General features: G+C 66.3%; 16 protein-coding genes and 1 tRNA gene. 9 read left to right on the forward strand and 8 right to left on the reverse strand.

The features are described 5' to 3' along the window. Window positions 1-34 precede the first annotated feature (34 nt). Window positions 35-787, reverse strand: a complete 753-nt coding sequence (locus MUH00_RS10630; RefSeq protein WP_246998304.1) for a TraB domain-containing protein — start codon at window positions 785-787, stop codon at window positions 35-37. A gap of 162 nt (window positions 788-949) precedes the next feature. Here MUH00_RS10630 and MUH00_RS10635 point away from each other — a divergent pair, with 162 nt between their 5' ends. Further along, the gene (locus MUH00_RS10635) at window positions 950-1,492 is read left to right on the forward strand and encodes a DUF2243 domain-containing protein (RefSeq protein ID WP_246998306.1); all 543 of its coding nucleotides are present in this window, start codon (window positions 950-952) and stop codon (window positions 1,490-1,492) included. A 92-nt stretch (window positions 1,493-1,584) separates the two neighbouring features. On the opposite strand, the gene MUH00_RS10640 is transcribed toward MUH00_RS10635, so the two are convergent. Next, window positions 1,585-2,151: a DUF2238 domain-containing protein gene (locus MUH00_RS10640; RefSeq protein WP_246998309.1), complete on the reverse strand. Its 567-nt coding sequence runs from the start codon at window positions 2,149-2,151 to the stop codon at window positions 1,585-1,587. A gap of 149 nt (window positions 2,152-2,300) precedes the next feature. Between MUH00_RS10640 and MUH00_RS10645 the strand changes: the two genes are divergently transcribed. Next, complete coding sequence (locus MUH00_RS10645) at window positions 2,301-2,906, forward strand: metal-dependent hydrolase (protein WP_246998310.1); 606 nt, start codon at window positions 2,301-2,303, stop codon at window positions 2,904-2,906. A 164-nt stretch (window positions 2,907-3,070) separates the two neighbouring features. On the opposite strand, the gene MUH00_RS10650 is transcribed toward MUH00_RS10645, so the two are convergent. The 3 genes from MUH00_RS10650 to MUH00_RS10660 all read right to left on the reverse strand — a co-directional run bounded on the left by MUH00_RS10650 (window position 3,071) and on the right by MUH00_RS10660 (window position 5,920). Further along, window positions 3,071-4,822 (reverse strand): alkaline phosphatase D family protein, encoded by a 1,752-nt coding sequence (locus tag MUH00_RS10650; RefSeq protein ID WP_246998312.1) that lies wholly within the window; start codon window positions 4,820-4,822, stop codon window positions 3,071-3,073. Between the two features lie 338 nt (window positions 4,823-5,160). After that, window positions 5,161-5,234: transfer RNA gene (locus tag MUH00_RS10655), tRNA-Ile, on the reverse strand. A gap of 68 nt (window positions 5,235-5,302) precedes the next feature. After that, window positions 5,303-5,920: an FxsA family protein gene (locus MUH00_RS10660; protein WP_246998314.1), complete on the reverse strand. Its 618-nt coding sequence runs from the start codon at window positions 5,918-5,920 to the stop codon at window positions 5,303-5,305. A gap of 120 nt (window positions 5,921-6,040) precedes the next feature. Here MUH00_RS10660 and MUH00_RS10665 point away from each other — a divergent pair, with 120 nt between their 5' ends. The 3 genes from MUH00_RS10665 (at window position 6,041) to MUH00_RS10675 (ending at window position 9,158) form a co-directional block, all read left to right on the forward strand. Then, window positions 6,041-7,705: a DUF255 domain-containing protein gene (locus MUH00_RS10665; protein WP_246998316.1), complete on the forward strand. Its 1,665-nt coding sequence runs from the start codon at window positions 6,041-6,043 to the stop codon at window positions 7,703-7,705. Between the two features lie 82 nt (window positions 7,706-7,787). Further along, window positions 7,788-8,591, forward strand: coding sequence for a TrmB family transcriptional regulator (locus MUH00_RS10670; protein ID WP_246998318.1), 804 nt, complete (start codon window positions 7,788-7,790; stop codon window positions 8,589-8,591). 141 nt (window positions 8,592-8,732) lie between these two features. Further along, window positions 8,733-9,158 (forward strand): universal stress protein, encoded by a 426-nt coding sequence (locus MUH00_RS10675; RefSeq protein WP_246998320.1) that lies wholly within the window; start codon window positions 8,733-8,735, stop codon window positions 9,156-9,158. Between the two features lie 77 nt (window positions 9,159-9,235). On the opposite strand, the gene mptA is transcribed toward MUH00_RS10675, so the two are convergent. The 3 genes from mptA to MUH00_RS10690 form a co-directional block, all read right to left on the reverse strand. After that, the gene (gene mptA / locus MUH00_RS10680) at window positions 9,236-10,168 is read right to left on the reverse strand and encodes a GTP cyclohydrolase MptA (RefSeq protein ID WP_246998322.1); all 933 of its coding nucleotides are present in this window, start codon (window positions 10,166-10,168) and stop codon (window positions 9,236-9,238) included. A 656-nt stretch (window positions 10,169-10,824) separates the two neighbouring features. Continuing rightward, the gene (locus tag MUH00_RS10685) at window positions 10,825-12,738 is read right to left on the reverse strand and encodes an ABC transporter ATP-binding protein (protein ID WP_246998324.1); all 1,914 of its coding nucleotides are present in this window, start codon (window positions 12,736-12,738) and stop codon (window positions 10,825-10,827) included. After that, window positions 12,735-14,774 carry an ABC transporter ATP-binding protein gene (locus MUH00_RS10690; RefSeq protein WP_246998326.1) on the reverse strand — a complete coding sequence of 680 codons (2,040 nt, stop codon included), beginning with the start codon at window positions 14,772-14,774 and terminating at the stop codon, window positions 12,735-12,737. Before MUH00_RS10690 ends, MUH00_RS10685 begins: the two co-directional genes overlap by 4 nt. 314 nt (window positions 14,775-15,088) lie before the next feature. Here MUH00_RS10690 and MUH00_RS10695 point away from each other — a divergent pair, with 314 nt between their 5' ends. From MUH00_RS10695 to MUH00_RS10710, 4 genes are all read left to right on the forward strand, one after another. Continuing rightward, entirely contained in the window at window positions 15,089-16,009 is a 921-nt protein-coding gene (locus tag MUH00_RS10695; RefSeq protein WP_246998328.1) for a nucleotidyltransferase domain-containing protein, read from the forward strand. A 194-nt stretch (window positions 16,010-16,203) separates the two neighbouring features. After that, complete coding sequence (locus MUH00_RS10700; protein ID WP_246998330.1) at window positions 16,204-16,344, forward strand: hypothetical protein; 141 nt, start codon at window positions 16,204-16,206, stop codon at window positions 16,342-16,344. Window positions 16,345-16,346: 2 nt separating this feature from the next. Further along, a complete protein-coding gene (locus MUH00_RS10705; RefSeq protein WP_246998332.1) occupies window positions 16,347-17,879 on the forward strand; it encodes a glycoside hydrolase family 55 protein in 1,533 nt (510 codons plus the stop codon). Window positions 17,880-17,973: 94 nt separating this feature from the next. Beyond that, window positions 17,974-18,705, forward strand: a complete 732-nt coding sequence (locus MUH00_RS10710) for a DNA-directed RNA polymerase subunit epsilon (RefSeq protein WP_246998334.1) — start codon at window positions 17,974-17,976, stop codon at window positions 18,703-18,705. The last annotated feature ends 54 nt before the right edge of the window (window positions 18,706-18,759 follow it).

Raw genomic sequence — 18,759 nt, forward strand, 5'->3', positions numbered from 1 at the left:
CACGCTTCCGACGCCGATCCGGCCAGCCCGCGGCTCAATCGATCGGAATCCGCGTCACCGCTCGGCTGGGGGTTCTGATCGGTACGGCCGGCGTTCGATCGGGGACCCCCTCGTCGAGGTCGGAGAGGGCGCGCCGAATCCCGTTGTGGTGTCCCGCACCGATCACCGCGACGACGTCGTACCCGTCCGCGCGCAGCCGGCGGAGGCGAGCCGCCATCGATCGATCCCGCCGATCGATCAGCACCTCCGCGACTTCGGGGAGCAATTGCCGTAGCTGGTCGATCACCGGCTGGACATCGTCGCCGTCGGTGACCTCCGAGAACGGGGTCGTCATCACCTCGAACTGCCTAGCGTAGTCCGCCGGTCCCCTCGTCTGGGCCCGGATCAGCAGCTTCGGTAGCGTCTCCAGTCCGACGCGTCGAGAGAGCGCCTCGAGGGTGTCCGGTATCGGATCGTCGATGAGCGCGACGTCGAGGTCCAGTTCGGCGGCGGTCTCGATCGCCGTCTCCATGTCGGTTTTCGTCGGGTCGAGGCCGTACAGACGCACGACCGTCCGCTGGAGCGCCTGAAGCGTCGCGTACGCGGCCGCGGTCGGCGGCGGAAGTTCTCGGGCGAGGTCGAACGGAGACCCCCGCTGCTCCCGATCGAGCCGTTCGAAGCGACGCTCGTCGAGTTCGACGGCCACGAGATCGGGGTCGACGTCGCGGATGGTCTCGCGGACGCGGCGGCGGTGGGTCGGCGAGAAGTGGACGCTCGGGACGAACGTGATCGAGCCGGTGTCGGTCATTCGATCGGTTCTCCGACGGCCACGACCATGAAGCTACCAGCCGTCGATCGCGGGCGGCGACTCGCGTTCGGCCGAACGCGGGCGTTGTGGCCGATCGCGCGTCCGTCGACCGCTTGCAACTGACAGCCGCATCCGCTTTTGGTTCGGCCGCGAGGCGTTCGTATGGCAACAGAAGACGAGACGTGGCTCGGGCTCCGCGAGGACGCGAAACCGCTCGTGATCGCCGGGATCGTACTCGGAATCGGCCTAGGCGGCTTTTTCGACGGCATCGTCCTCCACCAGCTCCTACAGTGGCATCACATGCTGTCGGCGCAGACCGAGCCGACGACCGTCGCGAACCTGCGATTGAACGTGCTCGCCGACGGTCTCTTCCACGCCGCAACCTACCTCTGTACGATCGCCGGCATCGCGTTGCTCGTTCGCGCGTGGCGCCGACCGGCGGTCCCCAAGTCGGGGCGGGCGCTCCTCGGATCGGTGATCATGGGTTGGGGCGCGTTCAACCTCGTCGAGGGGCTCGTGAACCACCAGCTCCTCGGCATTCACCACGTCTGGCCGGCCGGCCCCGGAAGCGTTCTCCTCTGGGACGTCGCATTTTTGCTGTCGGGGGTCCTGTTCCTCCTCGGCGGCTACGCCGTCGTTCGAACCGGCGAGGCGGTCAGGCCCGAGCCGAGAGACGATCGCCCGACGGACGAACAGCCGACCTGAGCGCGAGCGAGCACCCTCCGGATCGGCGGCCATCGTCGCTCGCGCGATCGGACGCCCGATCGCGAACGGAGCACCCGTCGGATCGGATGCCCTCATTCGCGGGAACGTCGTTCGGACGAGACGAAGTTTTCGAGGACCCGATCGCCGAACGCGAGGACGAGCAGCGCGCCGACGAGATTGAAGACGAGGTCGAGGGCGGTGTCGGTTTTTCCGTAGGAAACGAGCAACGGCTCGAATCCGAGGCGGTTCGCCGCGGCGTGAATCGCGTACTCGACGAGTTCCCAGAGGATTCCGACGCAGCTCACGACGGCGATAACTCGCGGCCGCGGATTTCGATCGCGGCGGCGAGCGCTCGCGAAGACGAGTCCGCCGAGGAGCGTCGCCGAATGCGCGTGCGTAACGTGGTCCCACCACCAGACGTCGTCGTACGGGCCGAGCATCCCGGCGGCGTGCGTTATCATCGCCGCTTCGACGTACACGCGCTGCCACGGGCGGAACTCGACGCCGTACCGGCGTTCGACGACGGCGGGACAGTACGTGGCGACGAACGCGAGCAGCGCGTTCGCAATCGCACCCGGGTTCCGCCGGCGGCAACCGGCGACGAACACCGCGAGGAGCCCGAGCCTGATTCCGCGTTCGGCGTCACGTGATATCGACATCGATACGATCTCTGTCACCCGTCTCGGGCAAAAAGATGCCCGATACCGGCGCCTCTCGCCGCCCTGCTCGAGGCGACGTCGCATCCTCCCGAACCGGCCGTCGAGCGCGGGAAACGACTATGCGTTTCCGTCGCTTACGCCGGGTCACGATGATGGCGACGACGCACGCGCTCTGGGGCATGACGCTCGCACTCCCCGTTCTCGCGATCGCCCCGGAACTCGCACCGGCCGCGTTCGCGGCCGGGTTCGTCGGCGGGCTGGCGCCCGACCTGGACCTCTACGCCGGCCACCGGAAGACGTTTCACTACCCGATCTACGCGTCGATCGCGGCGCTCCCGGCGCTCGCACTCGCGGTCGTCGTCCCGTCGGCGGCGCCAGTGGCGATCGCGGTCGCGCTCGCCGCAGCGGCGCTGCACGCCGTCTCCGACGCCTTCGGCGGCGGGCTCGAGCTACGGCCCTGGCGGGGGACGTCCGATCAGGCGGTCTACAGTCACTTTCACGACCGGTGGCTCCCGCCTCGCCGCTGGGTCCGCTACGACGGCGCGCCGGAGGACCTGCTGCTCGCGAGCCTCGCAGCGGCGCCGCTGGTCGCGATCGGCCCCGAATCGGTCGCCGCCGGTGCGATCGCGCTCGTCGCCGCGTCGACCGTCTACGCCGCCCTGCGCAAACCCCTCGCCGGCGTCGCCGAGCGTCTCGCCGGATCGATTCCAGCGTCGCTGGTCCCCTACGTTCCCGTTCGCTACCGGCGAGAGTGACGCGCCCTCGGAGCACCCGCCGGTAGCGGCCGAACCGTCCCGGCGATCACCGAGATTTGCCGTGAATCGCCCGAACGTAGATCAGCCCCGCGGCTGGGCCTCGAAACAGCGGGTGTCACCTCGAACGTGAACCGCCTGCAGTCAGTCTTGCGGGGCTCGGATCTTCACGGTAAGAGATACTGGTCGGTCACGTCCTCGAGCGAGACTATCCCCTCCGGAACGCGATACGCGGCCACGACGGAACGATCGGCGTCCGATGTGTTGACCGTCTTGTCGACGGCGTAGCCGATATACGTACACGCGTCTCGCGAGAATTCGACCACCGAATACCCCCAGTGGTGGCCGTCGAAGAACTCGATATGCGGATTCATCGCCGGCACCAGCCGCGACAGCAGCGGTTCGGTGAGCGTTCGCCGCCAGCCGCGGGTCAGGTGCAGGGCCTCCGCGACGTTGAGCGAGGTCACGGCGGGCGTCATGAACTCGACGCCGATTCGCTCGCCTTGTGCGACGCCTTCCCCGCCCGTAATTCGCCCGGGATACGACGACTGCGAGTAGGCGGCGATATAACAGTGCATGTCGCCGGTCAGGGTCACGAAATTGTCGACGTCGGCCTCCGCGATCGTTTCGGTGATTTGCATCCGTTCTCTGGTGTACCCGTCCCAGCCCCCCTGGACCGGATAGAGCGACAGCGGTCCGGAGCCGACGCGGAGCGGAACGGTCAGGACCTCGTCGGCCCACACCGTCCACGTCGTCTCCGATTCGATGATCGTGTCGATGAGCCATTCGCGTTGGTCGTCGCCGAGCATCGTCCGCCCGGGTGGTTCGCGGTGCGGGCCGACGTTATCCGCCGTCGGGATCGCTTCGCGCGGCGGATCGCGGAACAGGCGTTCGTCGGTCATCACGAGCGTCACGAGGTCCCCGAATTCGAACTCGCGCCAGAGCTGGAACCGGTCTTGGAGGTTGTCGCCGCGCGGATCGTAGTGCACGCGGGCGGGCATGTACTCCCACCAGGCGTGCATCGCGTCGGCGACGAGATCGGTCATGAACGCGGGGTCATCGCCCTGGGGGTGGTCACCTGCAGGCGCATCCCGCCGTTTGTCCCAGTACAGATCGTTGACCATCTCGTGATCGTCCCACCCGGCGATCATCGTGTGCGCCTCTAACGCTTCCTGGAGGAATCGGTCGCTTCGATACGTGCGATACAGGTACCGGTAGTCTTCGAGCCCCCAGACTCGACCGTTTCCGCTGGGCAACTCCTTCTCGCGACCGGGGTAGTCGTACGAGCCGAGGCCCTTGAAGTGGCCGTCGCTGGACTCGTAGATGAAGTCGCCGACGTGGACGAGGAAGTCGACGTCCTCGCGGGCGACGTAATGATACGCGGGATAGTAGCCGTTGCAATAGTTCTGGCAGGCGAGCACTGCGAACCGCATGGCCTCGGGGGAGGCGTCGGACGCGGGAAGCGTCTGGCACCGCCCGATTCGCGAGGCCGTGTCGCGGTAGTAGAACCGGTAGTGGTACTCGCGGTCCGAGTCGAGATGTCCGTCGAGATCGACTTTAATCGTGTAGTCGTGGGCCCGGATTTGTTCGGCGTCGGTAACCACGCCCTCGTAGACGACGTCGTCGAAGTCAGGATCGTGGGCCACTCGCACGGCTAAGGGCTCGTCCGGATCGAAGACGACGGGTGCGAGTCGCGTCCAGAGGATTACGCCGGACGGAGTCGGCCCGCCGCTAGCTATCGACTGGGGAAACACCGCATCCGGGTCCGCGTCGCGATCGTACTCGAACCGTCCGGTATCGGCGTCTGGCTCGGTCGCGATCGCGAGATCGTGCGAGTCGAGCTCGGAGAGGAGTTCGGCGTGATCGTCTGCACCTCGTAACGGCTCGTCGCGCCCGCCCAGATCGATGTCGCCCGCCATATAGCCTCAGTTGGTGAAGTGCGAGATTGTAGGTTTATGGGTACGCGGTCGCACTCACCGATCGTTTCAGGACGGAGAACTAACAGGTGGCAGGTGGAGAGTCGGGGTCCGTATTCGATCGGCTATCTGCGATCCGCCCACGTGGTTCCCTCGTAGCAACACATTCACGCGGCTCGCGATACTGCTTGCCGCAGGAAGTGGGCCAACTCGGATTTGAACCACCTGAAGACGGTCTCACTTGCTTCGCTCGTGAGCATGCGTCTTCCGTACTCCAAATCCGAGTTGGATACACGTTTGACGCTCACGGCTCACTCCGTTCGCGTTGTTCGCGTCAAAAGTGGGCCAACTCGGATTTGAACCGAGAGCCTCCACCTTATCAGAGTGGCGCTCAACCTGATTGAGCTATTGGCCCGCGTCCGCATTACTCCGTTGTGTGGTGGGATGTTTAAGCGTTTCTTTCTTTAGGCCCCGTGAGAATCGCTACCGAGCGTAGGGGTCGCCGTCGGATTCGTCCGTCGAGTCGTCCCGATCGTCGCCGAAGTCGATCGTGTACGAGCCTTCGTCGTCGTCGACGGTGTAGTCGTCTTTGCTCAAGTCGTACGTGCCGCCGTCGGGCGATTCGGGCCCTCCACCCGCCGAATTCTCGGCACCGGGACCGCCGGCGGCGCCTTGGTCGGGGAAGCCGAACGTCCAGACCGTGCCGCTTGCGAGGCCGCTGGTCTTTTTGTTCGCGTACGGGACGATCACGTAGCGTTTGAGCGCCATGCGGATCGGGATCCGGGTTACGGGGAGCACCAGCAAGAATCCGAGCAGGTCCGTCACCAGGCCGGGCGTGAGCAGGAACGCTCCGGCGGCGATGAGCAGCCCGCCGTCTAAGAGTTCGTTCGCCGGCGGTTTCCCGGCGGCCAGCGATCGCTGCATCTTCCGGATCGTCCGCCGACCTTCGGCGCGGACCAGCAACATCCCGACGAGTCCCGTCAGGACGACGAGCAGGACCATCCCGACCCAGCCGATGTAGGTCGTCTGGCTGACGACGACTGCCAGGATCACTGCGTCGAGAAAGGGGATGAGCAACAGCGCGAAGATCCACCGGAGCATGCTCCGATATTGCCGCCGAAGGGTGAAAACCCTTTACTCTCGATGCGTGGGCGGCGCGTTCCTCGCGCGAGCACGAGAATCGAACGAAGGGCTTACGCCCGCGACTCGCGACGATCTGATATGGAGGATCCGACACGCGTCGAGTGGCGCGAGTGGGGCCAGGCGGCCTTCGACGAGGCCGAGGACGCCGACGCGCCCGTCCTGCTCTCGCTCACTGCGACGTGGTGCGACCACTGCCACGAGATGGACGCGGAGACGTACGCCGAGCCCAGAATCGCGGCGAACGTCAACGACGGTTTTGTTCCGATCCGCGTCGACGCCGATCGGCGACCGCGCGTGCGCGATCGGTACAATATGGGCGGCTTTCCGTCGACGGTCTTTCTCTCCCCCGACGGGAATGTCCTGACCGGCGCGGGCTCCCTCGGGCCGGACGGCATGCGACAGGTGCTGGACAGCGTCCGAACCATGTGGCAGACGAAAGGGAGCGGCGCCGCACGCGTCCCGAGGGCGCTCCGCGAAGACGATCCGCCGGCGGGCGACCTCACGCGCGACGTCGAGTCGGCGATGCTCGGTCAGCTGACCGAAACCTACGACGAGGTCGCCGGCGGATGGGGGACCGGCCCGAAGTTTCCCCTGCCCGACGCCCTCGAGTTCGCGCTCAAGCGCGATCGGGAGATGGCGCTGCGCTCGTTCGACGCCGTCAGCGCGAATCTATTGGACGAGTACGACGGCGGTTTCTACCGGTTCGCGAGCGATCGAGACTGGTCGGGACTCCAACACGAGAAGCTGCTCGACTCCAACGGCTCGCTCGTCCGCGCGTTCGCGAACGCGTACCTGCACACCGGCGCGGACGAGTATCGCAAGCCGGCCGAGCGCACCGTCGACTACCTCACCACGACGCTGTGGAACGACGAGGCCGACGCGTTCGCGAACAGCCAGGCTCCGGGCGAAACCGACGCCCACAGCCTCGACGCGACCGATCGCGCGGTCGCCGATGACCCGCCGGTCGACGCGGGTGTCTTCGCCGGACCGAACGGGCTCGCGATCGAGGGACTGTGCACGTACTACGCCTACACCGACGACGACCGGGCTCGCCGGTACGCCGAGCGAGCGCTCTCGACGCTCCGGATGGACTTGCTCCGCGACGGCGTCGCGGTCCACGTGCGCGACGAGTACGGCGAGCGGGACGCGACCGAGGCCGCGGACGACGAGCCGACCTGTCTACTTGCGAACCAGGCGCGGGTCCTCGCCGCGCTGACGACGGCGGCCAGCACGATCGATTCGGCCGCCGTCGACGACGCCCGCGCGGTCGCGGACGCGACGATCGATCGCCTCCGCGACGGGGACTCGTTCGTCGACGGTCCGGCCGCCGGCGTCGGACTCTGCGATCGCCCGTTGCGCCCGCTCGATTCCAACGTCGCGTTCGCCGACGGGTTGCTCGAACTCGCCGCCCTCACGGGTGAAGATCGGTATCGAGCGCACGCGCGGGAAACGCTCGAGGCGTTCGCCGGCGCCAGCGATCGGTTCGGCGTCCAGATCGCCCGTTACGGGACGGCCGTCGCCCGACTCCTCGACGGACCGCTCGTCGTTCGGGTCGCCGACGAACCAGGCTCCGAGCTCCACCGCGCCGCGTTGCGGCTCGCGGATCACGAGAAGGTCGTCGTGCCGAACGCGACGGACGACCTCGAGGCGGGGACGGCCAGGGTCGACCGAGGGGACCGGAGCTCGGAATCGGCCGAAACTCCGGAGCAGTTGAGCGATCGAATCCGGGCCGTGCTCGAGTGACGCTCGGGTCTGAGGCGCCCGAGATCGATCGAACATCAAACCACCACAGCGTTTATGTTCTTTCGATCAGTTTCCCCTTCATATGGCCAGTCTCAGGGACCTCGGGCTGTCGGAGTACGAGGCTCGAGCGTATCGAGCACTGCTGAACACCGGGCCGACCACCGCGAAGGAACTCTCGCGCGCGAGCGACGTCCCGATGGGCCGGATCTACGACGTGCTCAACAGCATCGAACAGTACAATCTGGTGCGCAGTCAGACGGCGAGTCGCCCGAAGAAGTACGTCGCGGTCGAACCCGCGACCGCGCTCGATCGCCTGCTCGACGACAAGAAACAGGAACTCGAAGCGAAAGCCGACCAGTACGAGTCGATCGTCGACGATCTCGCTGACGAACTCGACGCGGCCGAACCGGTCGAAGAGCAGTTCTGGACCGCCGCCGTCGGCCCCGAGGAAACGCTCGACCTCCTCCTGGAGCGACTCGCGGCCGCCGATCGGCACATCGTCATCGTCGCCGCGGACCCGGTCCCGCAGATGGACACCCGGACGCTCGGCGACGACGTTCTCGTCCAGCTCGAAGACGCCCTCGATCGGGACGTTTTGGTCGACATCCTGATGACCTCGGACCTGATGGGCGCGCTCTCGGAGAACGTCGGCCGGCGGTATCGCCAGACGCTCCAAGCCCGCGACGACTTCGACGTCCGGATCAGCGACGAGGTGACGGGAACGTTCAACATCATCGATAACGTCGAGGTTTGCATCCAAGTCCCGAACCCGCTCTCGTCGAGCGAGGCGTTCGGCATGATCGATCTGAAGGATCCCGAGTTCGCCGCCGACGTCCACGACGAGTTCGCACCACACTGGCGGCAGGCCGACCCGCTCGAGTTCTGATTCGCCTCTCCCCGTCGAAGCGGACTCGTCGGTCTCGAACGCCGGTTGCGAGACACCAGTCGAAGACTGACTGTTCGAGAAGTAATCGAATCGTTCTGATAACTGGGCGATACTATATCGACACGAGTGGTATCGTTCGGCATGAGCCGACACGTTCTCGTTCCGATCGACCGTTCGGAGCAGTCGAGAAACGCCCTCGATTACGCCCTGCGCGAGTATCCCGACGATCGGATCACCGTTCTCCACGTAATTCAGTTCGATAGAACCTCGACGTACAACGACAGCGGGTTCCCGTACACCGACGAGTACGTAGAGCGGGTGCGCGAGAAGGGCAGAGAGATTCTCGATGCCGCGCGCGAGACCGCAGCGGAACGCGGCGTCGAAGTAACCGTCGAACTCGCGCGAGGACGGCCGGCACGCACGATCACCGCGTACGCCGAGGATAACGACCTCGATCACATCGTGGTCGGAAGTCACGGCCGGTCCGGCCCGAGTCGCGTCCTCCTCGGGAGCGTCGCCGAGACGGTGACGAGACGCTCGCCGGTTCCGGTAACGACCGTCCGATAACCGGGTGCGCGGAGCGGCGACGGTCGGCCGCTCGACTGCGGCTCCGGATACGTGCCGAATCGCCGCTCGCGTCGCGCTCAGTGGTCGCCGTTGACTTCCTCGCGCAGCGTCGCGAGTTCGACGACGCGCTCGGCGTGGGCGTTGTGCTGGTGGATCGACTCGTCGTTGGACTGTTTCATCGTGATCACCGCGTCGTCGGGCAGGTGATCGAACTCGTCGACGACGCCCTCGGCCATCGATCGGACGCAGTCCTCGACGAACTTCGCGTCCGCGTGGGCGGCGTAGGTCATGTGGTCCTCGTCCGGACGCTTCGCGAGGTTGTAGATCCGGGCGCTCATCGAGTCGCGGGCGATGTCGATGACGTCGTTGAGGTCGACGTCCGGGTCGCCGTTCGATTCGACGGTCAGCGTCGCGTGGCCGCGCTGGGAGTGACCCGGCTGCGGTACTTCGTCGAGGAACTGGGTGATCGTCTCCTCTTCGACGCCTAAGTCTTCGAGGGTCTGTTTCGCCCGCGCGGCGGACATCCCCTGCGAGCACGGGCAGACGGTCATTCCGGTGACCGTGGCGCCGATCTCCTCGCGGGTCCCTTCCTCCGTGGCCGCCGCGGCCGCCACGATGTCGACGGTGTGCTGGGTTTCGCGATCGCTCTCGGGCGTCCGCTCGCGGCGCATGAACTCGGCCTCCATCGAGACCTCAGCGCGCGTGGTGTAGTCGTGTTTCTCGAGGAGCCGCTCGGCGGCGGCGCCACAGACCTCCTCGACGCGGTAGGCCTCGTCGCGGGTGGCGTCCTCCAGAATCTCGTCGATCACTTCCATGTTGCGGCTCATGTCCGCGCCCTTGCGCCACGCGGGGAGGTCGACGAAGACCTCGAACTCGGCGGTGAGGACGATCGGGCGCTTGTCCTCGCGGGCGATCTTGACGAGCTTCTCGACGCCGGTGACACCGACCTGGCTGAGGCCGACGGTGACCTCGGGTGACGTTGCCTGCACGTCCGGCAGCTGCTGAGTCATTGCTCGCATTCGGGGTAGCACGCGATTATGGCTTTCGGAACGCACAATTTCCGATTCCGGACGCGCCTCGAGACGTCGCAGCCGTCCCGTTCCCGTCGTTCGCCCCGAGCCCTTTGTTCTCGAGGGACGCCCGGATACCGACCGCTCGAGCGGACTCGAGGGATCGATCCGGACGCCTGCGATTCTTTAAGTGGTTCTGGTCACAAGGTGAAGCTATGACGGGAGATCGTCGGTTCTGCCGTGTCCTATTCCGGTAATCAGTCGTCACTCTATCGCAGTGCCATCGTTCTGCGCTCCCCGATCCCATTTAAGTGCCTCTGGTCACAAGGTGAAGATACGACGGGAAGTCAGGTTCTCTCGCGGTTGTTCTGTACGGACGGATGAGCGTCGGGTGCTGTTTCAACTATCGTCCCCAGTCGATCGCTCGACGCTTTACGAGATTCTGCTCACAAGGTGGAGATTCGAGGGGAGAACAGTTCGTTTTCGGGTGGACTACTCTCATAGCGGCGCGTCCGTCGGATTCGTTCGTCCTTTACGTGCTTCTGATTACAAGGTGGAGCTATGACGGGAAGCCGGATTCTACCGCGTTCTATCGTACTCGAGTCGCAACACTCGGCAATAACCGCTGTCGCGCTACGAACGAACGGACTGGGCGATCAGCGACTCGAGCCGGCCCCGACCTCGCCGACCTGTACCCGCCAGAGGTCGGCGTAGGCGCCGTCGCGCTCGAGAAGTTCGTCGTGCGTCCCGCGTTCGGCGATTTCGCCGTCGTCGAGGACGAGGATGCGGTCTGCGTTCCGGACCGTCGACAGCCGGTGGGCGACGACGAACGTCGTCCGATCGGCGGTGATCCGCTCGAGGCTGCGCTGGATGAGCACCTCCGTGCGGTTGTCGACGTGGCTGGTCGCCTCGTCGAAGACGAACATCGACGGCTCCGTCAGCAGGACACGAGCGATGGCGATCCGCTGACGCTGGCCGCCCGAGAGTCGCACGCCGCGTTGGCCGACCTCCGTGTCGTAGCCGTCCTCGAGATCGACGATGAACTCGTGCGCGGCGGCCTCGCGCGCGGCGGCCTCGATCGCCTCGTCGGAGACGTGGCGGTTGGCGGCCTCTGTATCGTCGTCCGTCGCTCGGTCTGTAGCCTCACCAACCCCGTACGCGATATTTTCTCGCACCGTTCCCGCGAACAGGAACGGATCCTGTCGGACGTAGCCGATCGACTCGCGCAGCGATGTACGGGAACACTCCCGGAGGTCGCGACCGTCGACCGTGATCCGCCCCTCGTCGGGATCGTAGTACGCCATCAGGAGCTTCAGCAACGTTGATTTTCCCGTACCGGTCCGGCCGACGAGCCCGATCGTCTCGCCCGGTTCGACGTCCAACGAGACGTTCTCGAGCACCGGTTCGTCGGCCTCGTCGTACGCAAAGGTGACGTCCTCGTAGCGCACTTCGCCGCGGGGGTCCTCGAGCGCGACGTCGCCGTCCTCGCGCGGCGGATCCATTCGCTGGAGCCCGAGAACGCGCTTGGCGGCGGCTTTCCCGCTCTTGTATAGGCCGGTCACCCAGGCCGCAAAGCGCATCGGCTGGGCGAGTTGCTGGGTGTAGTAGAGAAACGGGATCAGTTCGCCGGCGGTGATCGTCCCCGTGAGGAACCAGAACCGTCCCTCGACGACCCACTCGGTGCCGACGAACAGCGTTAGAACGAAGGCGACGCCGGCGAGCAGGCGCATCGACGGTTGGTGGAGGACGCCCACGAGGTGGGCGTGCCACGACGCCTCGCGCTGGGCGTCCGAGGCGACTTCGACGCGATCGGTCTCGTACCGCTCGCCGCCGAACGCCTTGACCGTCTCGACGCCGCCGACGTTGGTCTCGAGCAGGGCGTTGAGGACGCCGGTCTCCTCGCGGACCTCGTCGTTGCGGCGTTCGTGCTGGCGACTGAACCAGACGTTGACCGCGGCGAGAGCGGGTGCGACCGCCAGCGAGATCAGCGCCAGCCGCCAATTCAGGATCGCCATGTACAGCACGGAACTTCCGAATATCGTCGCGGCGAGGAGCGCGAGGTTCGGTCCGTGCGTGAGACACTCCTCGAGGGAGTTGACGTCGTTATTGAGGACGCTCATCACCTCGCCGGTCCGTTGGTCGTCGAAAAACCCGGCGTCCAGCCGCTGGACGGCGTCGTAGGCGGCCACCCGAATGCGGTGCTGGGTTCGCTGGGCGAACAGGAACATGGCCCACAGGGAGAAGATCCCCAGGGACATGTCGATCACCTTCAGGCTCGCCAGCAGCGCCGCCGTGAACAGGAGCTGACCCGTCGGATCGCCGGGAATCCAGCCGTCGGGGATCAGCCACAGCGCGTACGGTTCGTCGTTGAACATCGCGTCGAACGCCAGTCCGACGATCAGCATGTCGACGTTGGACAGCAGCTGTGCGCCGACCGAGGCGGCGCTTCCCAAACCGAGCCATCGGAGGTTTCCGCGACCGCGCTCGCGGAGCAGATACAGTAGGGGCCACCGTTCGTCGGCCGCGGCCGCGATCTCACCCTCCCCGCCATCTTCGCCGTCGCGACTCATCGCGACACCCTCTCCCCGGGAACGGGTTCGGCGGCGCTCGCCTCGCCGCGGGCGCGCGCTCGCTCGAGGAAGGCCTCGGACACCGCCTCGGTGTCTCCAACCTGAATCCGCCAGAGGTCGGCGTAGAGGCCGTCTCGCTCGAGCAGCTCCTCGTGGGTGCCGCGCTCGACGATCTCGCCGTCGTCAACGACGAGGATCAGCTCGGCGTTTCGCACCGTCGAGAGCCGGTGAGCGACGGCGATCGTCGTCCGCTCGCCGGCCGTCGCGTCGAGGCTCTCTTGGATCCGACGCTCGGTCTCGTTGTCGACGTGACTGGTCGCCTCGTCCAGCACCAGGACCGCGGGATCTTTGAGGATCGCCCGGGCGATGGCGATCCGCTGGCGCTGGCCGCCGGAGAGGCTCTCGCCGCGCTCGCCAACCTGGGTGTCGTAGCCGTCCTCGAGGTCGGTGACGAACTCGTGGGCGCCAGCGAGCTTCGCGGCCGCGACGACGTCCTCGTGGTCGATGTCGGGAACGTCGGGGCTGACGGAGCGCTCGTCCTCGCCGGTCCCGTTGGCTCGGTTTGTGGCGGTGCGCGCCTCGCGGGTCGTGCCTCCCCGCTCGCCGTTCGAGGCGCTACGCGCCTCGCGAACCCCGTAGGCGATGTTCTCTCGAACCGTCCCGTAGAAGAGGAACGGATCCTGGGAGACGTAGCCGAGGTGGGTCCGAAGGCTGTGCCGGGAGACCGTCGAGGCGTCGGTGCCGTCGATCCGGACCGCACCGCGATCGGGCTCGTAGAACCGGAACAGGAGTTTCGTCAGCGTCGACTTGCCCGCGCCCGTGGGCCCGACGACACCGACGAGCGATCCCGGCTTGGCCGTGAAACTGACGTCCGTCAGCGTCGGTTCGTCGGCGCCATCGTAGGTGAACGAGACGTCGTCGTACTCGACACGACCCTCGGGGACGGACAGCTCCCGGCCCTCGTTTCGGTCGGGGCGGTCGCCCTCGAGCACCGAGACGATCCGCTTGCTCGAAGCCAGTGCGTCCTCGTAGCTGTCGAGCACGTCCATCATGAGCTGCCGGATCGGCTGGTAGAACGACTTGCTGTACAGCAGGAACGTCAGGAGCGCGCCCTCGGTCAGCGAGCCGCCGATCCGCGACGGCGTTCCCTGGAGGACCAGGTGCGAACCGAACGCGAACAACCCGATGAAGGCGAACGAGACGGTCGTCCAGCTCGCGTAGCTGAAGAGGAGTCGCAGCCGGATCACCGACCAGTTGCGGTCGCGGTACTCCCCGGACGCGTCCTCGAGTGCCTCGCGTTCCTCGTCCTCGCGCGCGAAGGCCTTGACCGTCTCGATGCCCTCGATGCCGTCCTCGAGTCGCGAATTCACCCGGCCGACGCTCTCCCGGACCCGCTCGTAGCGGGGCTCGACGCGGGTCATGTACCCCCGACAGAGACCGATCAGCAGGAGGGGCATGATCGCCAGCAGGGCCGCCAGCGGCGCGTCGATCGTCAGCATGAACGCGAAGGCGACCAGCACCTGCATCGAGAGCCGAATACCCTGGTAGACGTTGTTCCCGAACCCGTTTAGGTTGGAGACGTCGTTGTTCAGGACGCTCATAACGTCGCCCGTCTGGTGGCCGTCGAAGAATGACAGTTCGTGGTCGACGACCGACTCGAAGGTGTCGACCCGGATCTCGTGGAGCGTCCGGAGCCGCGCCGTCCCCTCGAGTCGGCCGGCCAGCCAGCTCAGGACGCCGTCGACGACGTAGGCGACCGCCAGCAGGCCGATGGTGAATCGGACCTGTCCCATCGTCGTCTCCGGGATCCAGGACCCGGGTACGAACGGGATCGCGTAAGGGGCGTCCTGCAGGAGGATCGCGTCCAGCGCCACGCCGATCACGAGCGCCGGCAGTCGCTGTGGGATCTGTGCGAGTAGCGTCCCGACGGCGGCGATCCCGTACCGAACCGCGTGGGGACGAGCGTAGCGCCGGAGCAGCAGCCACAGCGGATTGTCGACGCGCTCGGGCGGTACGAATTCGGCAGGTTCCGACACGCGTTACCCACCACGCTCGGCGTCGGTCGATCCCGAACGGGAGGACCGGAACGGTTCGTCCGACGTCGCCGAGCGGAAATGCAACCGCGAGACCGACGACTGGGAGCCCTGATAGAACATATCACTACGTGGTCATCCGGTATCAATTATTCTAACGGTGGTGTGCCTCTCGATGACAGGGATGCTGTCCGGTACGCGGACCGATTCGTTCTTTAAGTGGTTCTGGTCACAAGATGGTGCTATGACGGGAGATCCTCGCCGCTCGTTTCGTACCCGCTAGTCACTTTGCCGTTCCACCCGATCTATTCCTGACGATGACATCCGTTCCGGAGCGCGTCTACGAGAGGGTCGACGACCACCTCACGGACCTCGAAGCAGCCCACGACAGTTCCGTCGTTCTGGCGGTCGCCCGCGGCAGCCACGCCTGGGGTGCAGCGAGCCCCGAGAGCGATTACGATGTGGGATTCGTCTACGTTCCCGATGATCTCCGGCAGTACGCGCACCTCGAGAGCCCCTCCGAAACGATCGTCGACAGCCGCAACGACGTCGAGTTACAGGGGTGGGACGTCCGCACGTTCGCGCGCCTGCTCGCGGAGTCCAACGACGGAGCGATCGACCTGCTCCGAAGCCCGATCCGCTACCGCACCGCGTACGATCCCGCGGCCCTCGCCACGTACGTCGAGCGTTCGTACAACCCGATGGACCTCTACCACGCGTGGCGCGGCATCGCGACGAATAACTACCGGAAGTACGTCTCGCACCACCTGGTGCGCAGCGACGACGAACTGTTCCCGATCGTCGAGGCCGACGCGGACGGATACGTCGTCGGTCTCGACGACGGAACGACGACGATCGATCGGGACGACGAGCGATTCGCGGAAACCCGGACCGAGCCGACGGTCAAGCGCAACCTCACGATCTGTCGGGCGGCGATGTCCGCCCGCTACCTGAAGGCGACCGGCGAGCGCGGGGAGCACGACCTGCCGGCGATCGCGTTCGATCGCTTCCTCGACAAGCAGGCGCCGGCGGTCTTCGAGGCGGAGCGCATCGATCGCGCGCGGGACCTGCTCGGTCGGAAACGACGCGGCGAGGGAGCGGCCTCGATCGACGACGCCGTCGGTCCCGCGTTCGCCCGCCCGCTGAGAGAGATCGATCCCGCGATTCACGCGCGGGACGGCCCCGATCCCGGTCGGCTGGACGAGTTCGTCGACGACCTGATCGACGCGGTTCGGTGAGCGGGGGTCGGCGCCGATCGTCCATTTAAGTGCTTCTGGTCACAAGGTGAAGATACGACGGGAAACCGCCGATTCTCGAAACTTCTCGAAATTCTCGTTCCCCGTAGTCGCGACGCCGTCCGATTCATATCAATCGCGAGACGCTGTTCGAACCGGATGACCATTTTTATGCGATCGCGTGAGAGTCTGGGGCTATGGACAGTTCAGAGCTGCGACGGCGAGACGTCCTCTGTGCGGTGTCGGGCGGTTGCGTGACGCTCGCCGGGTGTTCGGGCGTCGCGTCCGCCCGATCCGGGTACGGAACGGCGTACGGCTACGGCTACGGAACGGACTGATCATGGGCGATCGAACGCCGCGGCTCGGACTGGGGACGTACGACCCGGGCGAGGAGTGGGACCACACCGACACGGTCGAGGCCGTCGACGAACACGCGATCGTTCGCGGTCCGATCGCCGACCGTCCGGCGGACGGCGAGTACGACGACGAACTCTACCACGCGACCGATCAGGGGATCACCTGGCGCTGGGACGCCTCGAGCGAGGACTGGACGTACTTCGGCGGGCGGGGGTGTGCCGACCGGCCGGTGCCGGGAACGAGTCACTTCGAGTCCGCGCGGTTCGACTCGGCGAGCATCGAGGTCGCACGTAGCGTCCACGCACGCACCGAAGAGACGCCCGTGTGGAACGTCGAAGCGCACGGGATCGAGGGCGACGGTGCCACCGAGGTCGGGCAGGCCGTCCACGACCTTCTGGGGAGGGTGGCCGAGTCCGGTGGCGGGATCGTGTACTTCCCGCCCGGTCGGTATCTCCTCGAACGGACGCCGCTGGTGGGTGACGATACGATCCTCCTGGGCGCGGGTCGCTCGACCGTCTTCGAAGGGCCGCGTCCCGACGACGAGGAAGGACGGGCGCTCATCTCCAATAGCGGGTACGACGCGACCGGATACGACGGCGCGTCGAACTGGGGAATCTGCAACGTCCGAATAGACTCGCCGAAGTCGAACGGGATCGTGCCCGCCCACGCGGAAAACGTCCGGTTGGAGCGCGTGTACGGCGACGCGATCTACTTTCACCACATCGACGTCGTCTCGTCCAAGAACGTCACGGTGGACGGCTACTGGGCGACTCGCGGCGGGGAGGCGGGCTCGGACGCGCCGCTGCAGTTCGACACGCAAGCGTCTGGACTCTCACGGAACGGCGTATGGGACGGCCGCGAAGAGACGCTGGTCGCGGACGACGATACCCCGTGCAGAAACTGTTCCCTCCACAACTTCGAGATCGACCCGGAGAACGATCCGGACCACGGCGTTCACATCCACCGCGACGGTCACGAGTCGATCCGCATCGCGAACGGGTACGTCACGGGCTGTCAGCACTCGGCGATCAGGGCCGATACCGGCGATCTGGTCGCCGATCTGACGATCGATCGCGTCTCCTGCATCGAAAACGCGAGGGGGATTTCGCTGGGACACGTCGAGAGCGGACGCCGGGAGTTGACGATCGACGACGTCACGATCAGGACCGACGACGAGGGGGTGGCGTCCGGATCGGGGCTGTACGCGAGCGGCTTCGACGGCGCCGTCGTCTCGAACGTCACCGTCGACGGCGCGTTTACGAACGCGATCATCTTCGACGATATGGACGACCTGAAGCTGACCGGCGTGACGGCGACGGGAGCGGACGACCAGGCGTTTCGCTTCCGGGAAAACGTCGACGCGACGCTCACGACCGCCCGCGCGGCGAAGTGCGGTAGCGCGGGTATCTACTCGGGGCCGGGCAGTAGCGTCGCCTACGGCGGCGTGACGTTCGACGACGTCGGAACCGAGGTCGTAGTCGACGGCGAGATTCGGGAGTGGCGATCGTCGTCGTGACCCGAAGACGTGTCACACGGATTGTCAATCATCGGTATCAGTCCGCCGAAACGAGCGAGCCTTTTTCCGTCTCCCTGTCCGAGCGGAATACGAGATGCAATACGACGGTATCGACCCCGGACGAGGCGGTGCGCAAGCGGCGGTCGTCGACGAGGAGTCCGATCGCCGGCTCGAGACGCGCCCCGGGTCCGGGTCGCTCTCGCGGGCGGACGTCCAGCGGGACTCGACCGTCCGCCGGTGGGGCGTCGTTACGCCGAGCGCGACCGTCATCGGCCGACCGGAGTCGCCCGACGCGGATCTCTCGGAGAGCATCCGTCGACTCCACGACGAGCAACACGGCGCCACGCCGGGGTACAGCGAGCGCGCGCACCACCTCGATCGACTGCGAACCACGCAGGCGTTGTGTAACGCGCTCGACCTGACGCCGTGGCAGCGGGACCTCGCGCTGGGCGTGATGGACGAGATCGACCTCACCGAGTTCGGCAGCCAACGCGCCATCCCGAAGGTCGCGCTGGTGGTGATCCGCCACGTCGTCGACGTCGATCGCCAGCGGTACTTCGGTCTGGACGACATCGACGCGCAGGCCCTCTCGGCCGATCGGATGGACGACCTGTTCGGCCAGTACCGCGCCCACGACATCACCGACGATCCGACGTTCGAACGACTGGCGTCCCGGTACGGCCTCGACACGACGAGTCTGAACCGGCTGCGCCGCGTCCTAAAGTCCCAGCTCGACGACGAGCTCCCGGCCTACGGTCGCAACCCGCACCGGGATCCGAACCTCCCGGAGAATACGGGCACCGCCAGTCGGGAGAGCGCCGACTGATACTGCGGTCGGATCCCGGCCCGCATCGTCCGGACGATTCGGCGTGACTGCCGG

This window comes from Halosolutus gelatinilyticus, assembly GCF_023028105.1.
GTDB classification, from domain to species: Archaea; Halobacteriota; Halobacteria; order Halobacteriales; family Natrialbaceae; genus Halosolutus; species Halosolutus gelatinilyticus.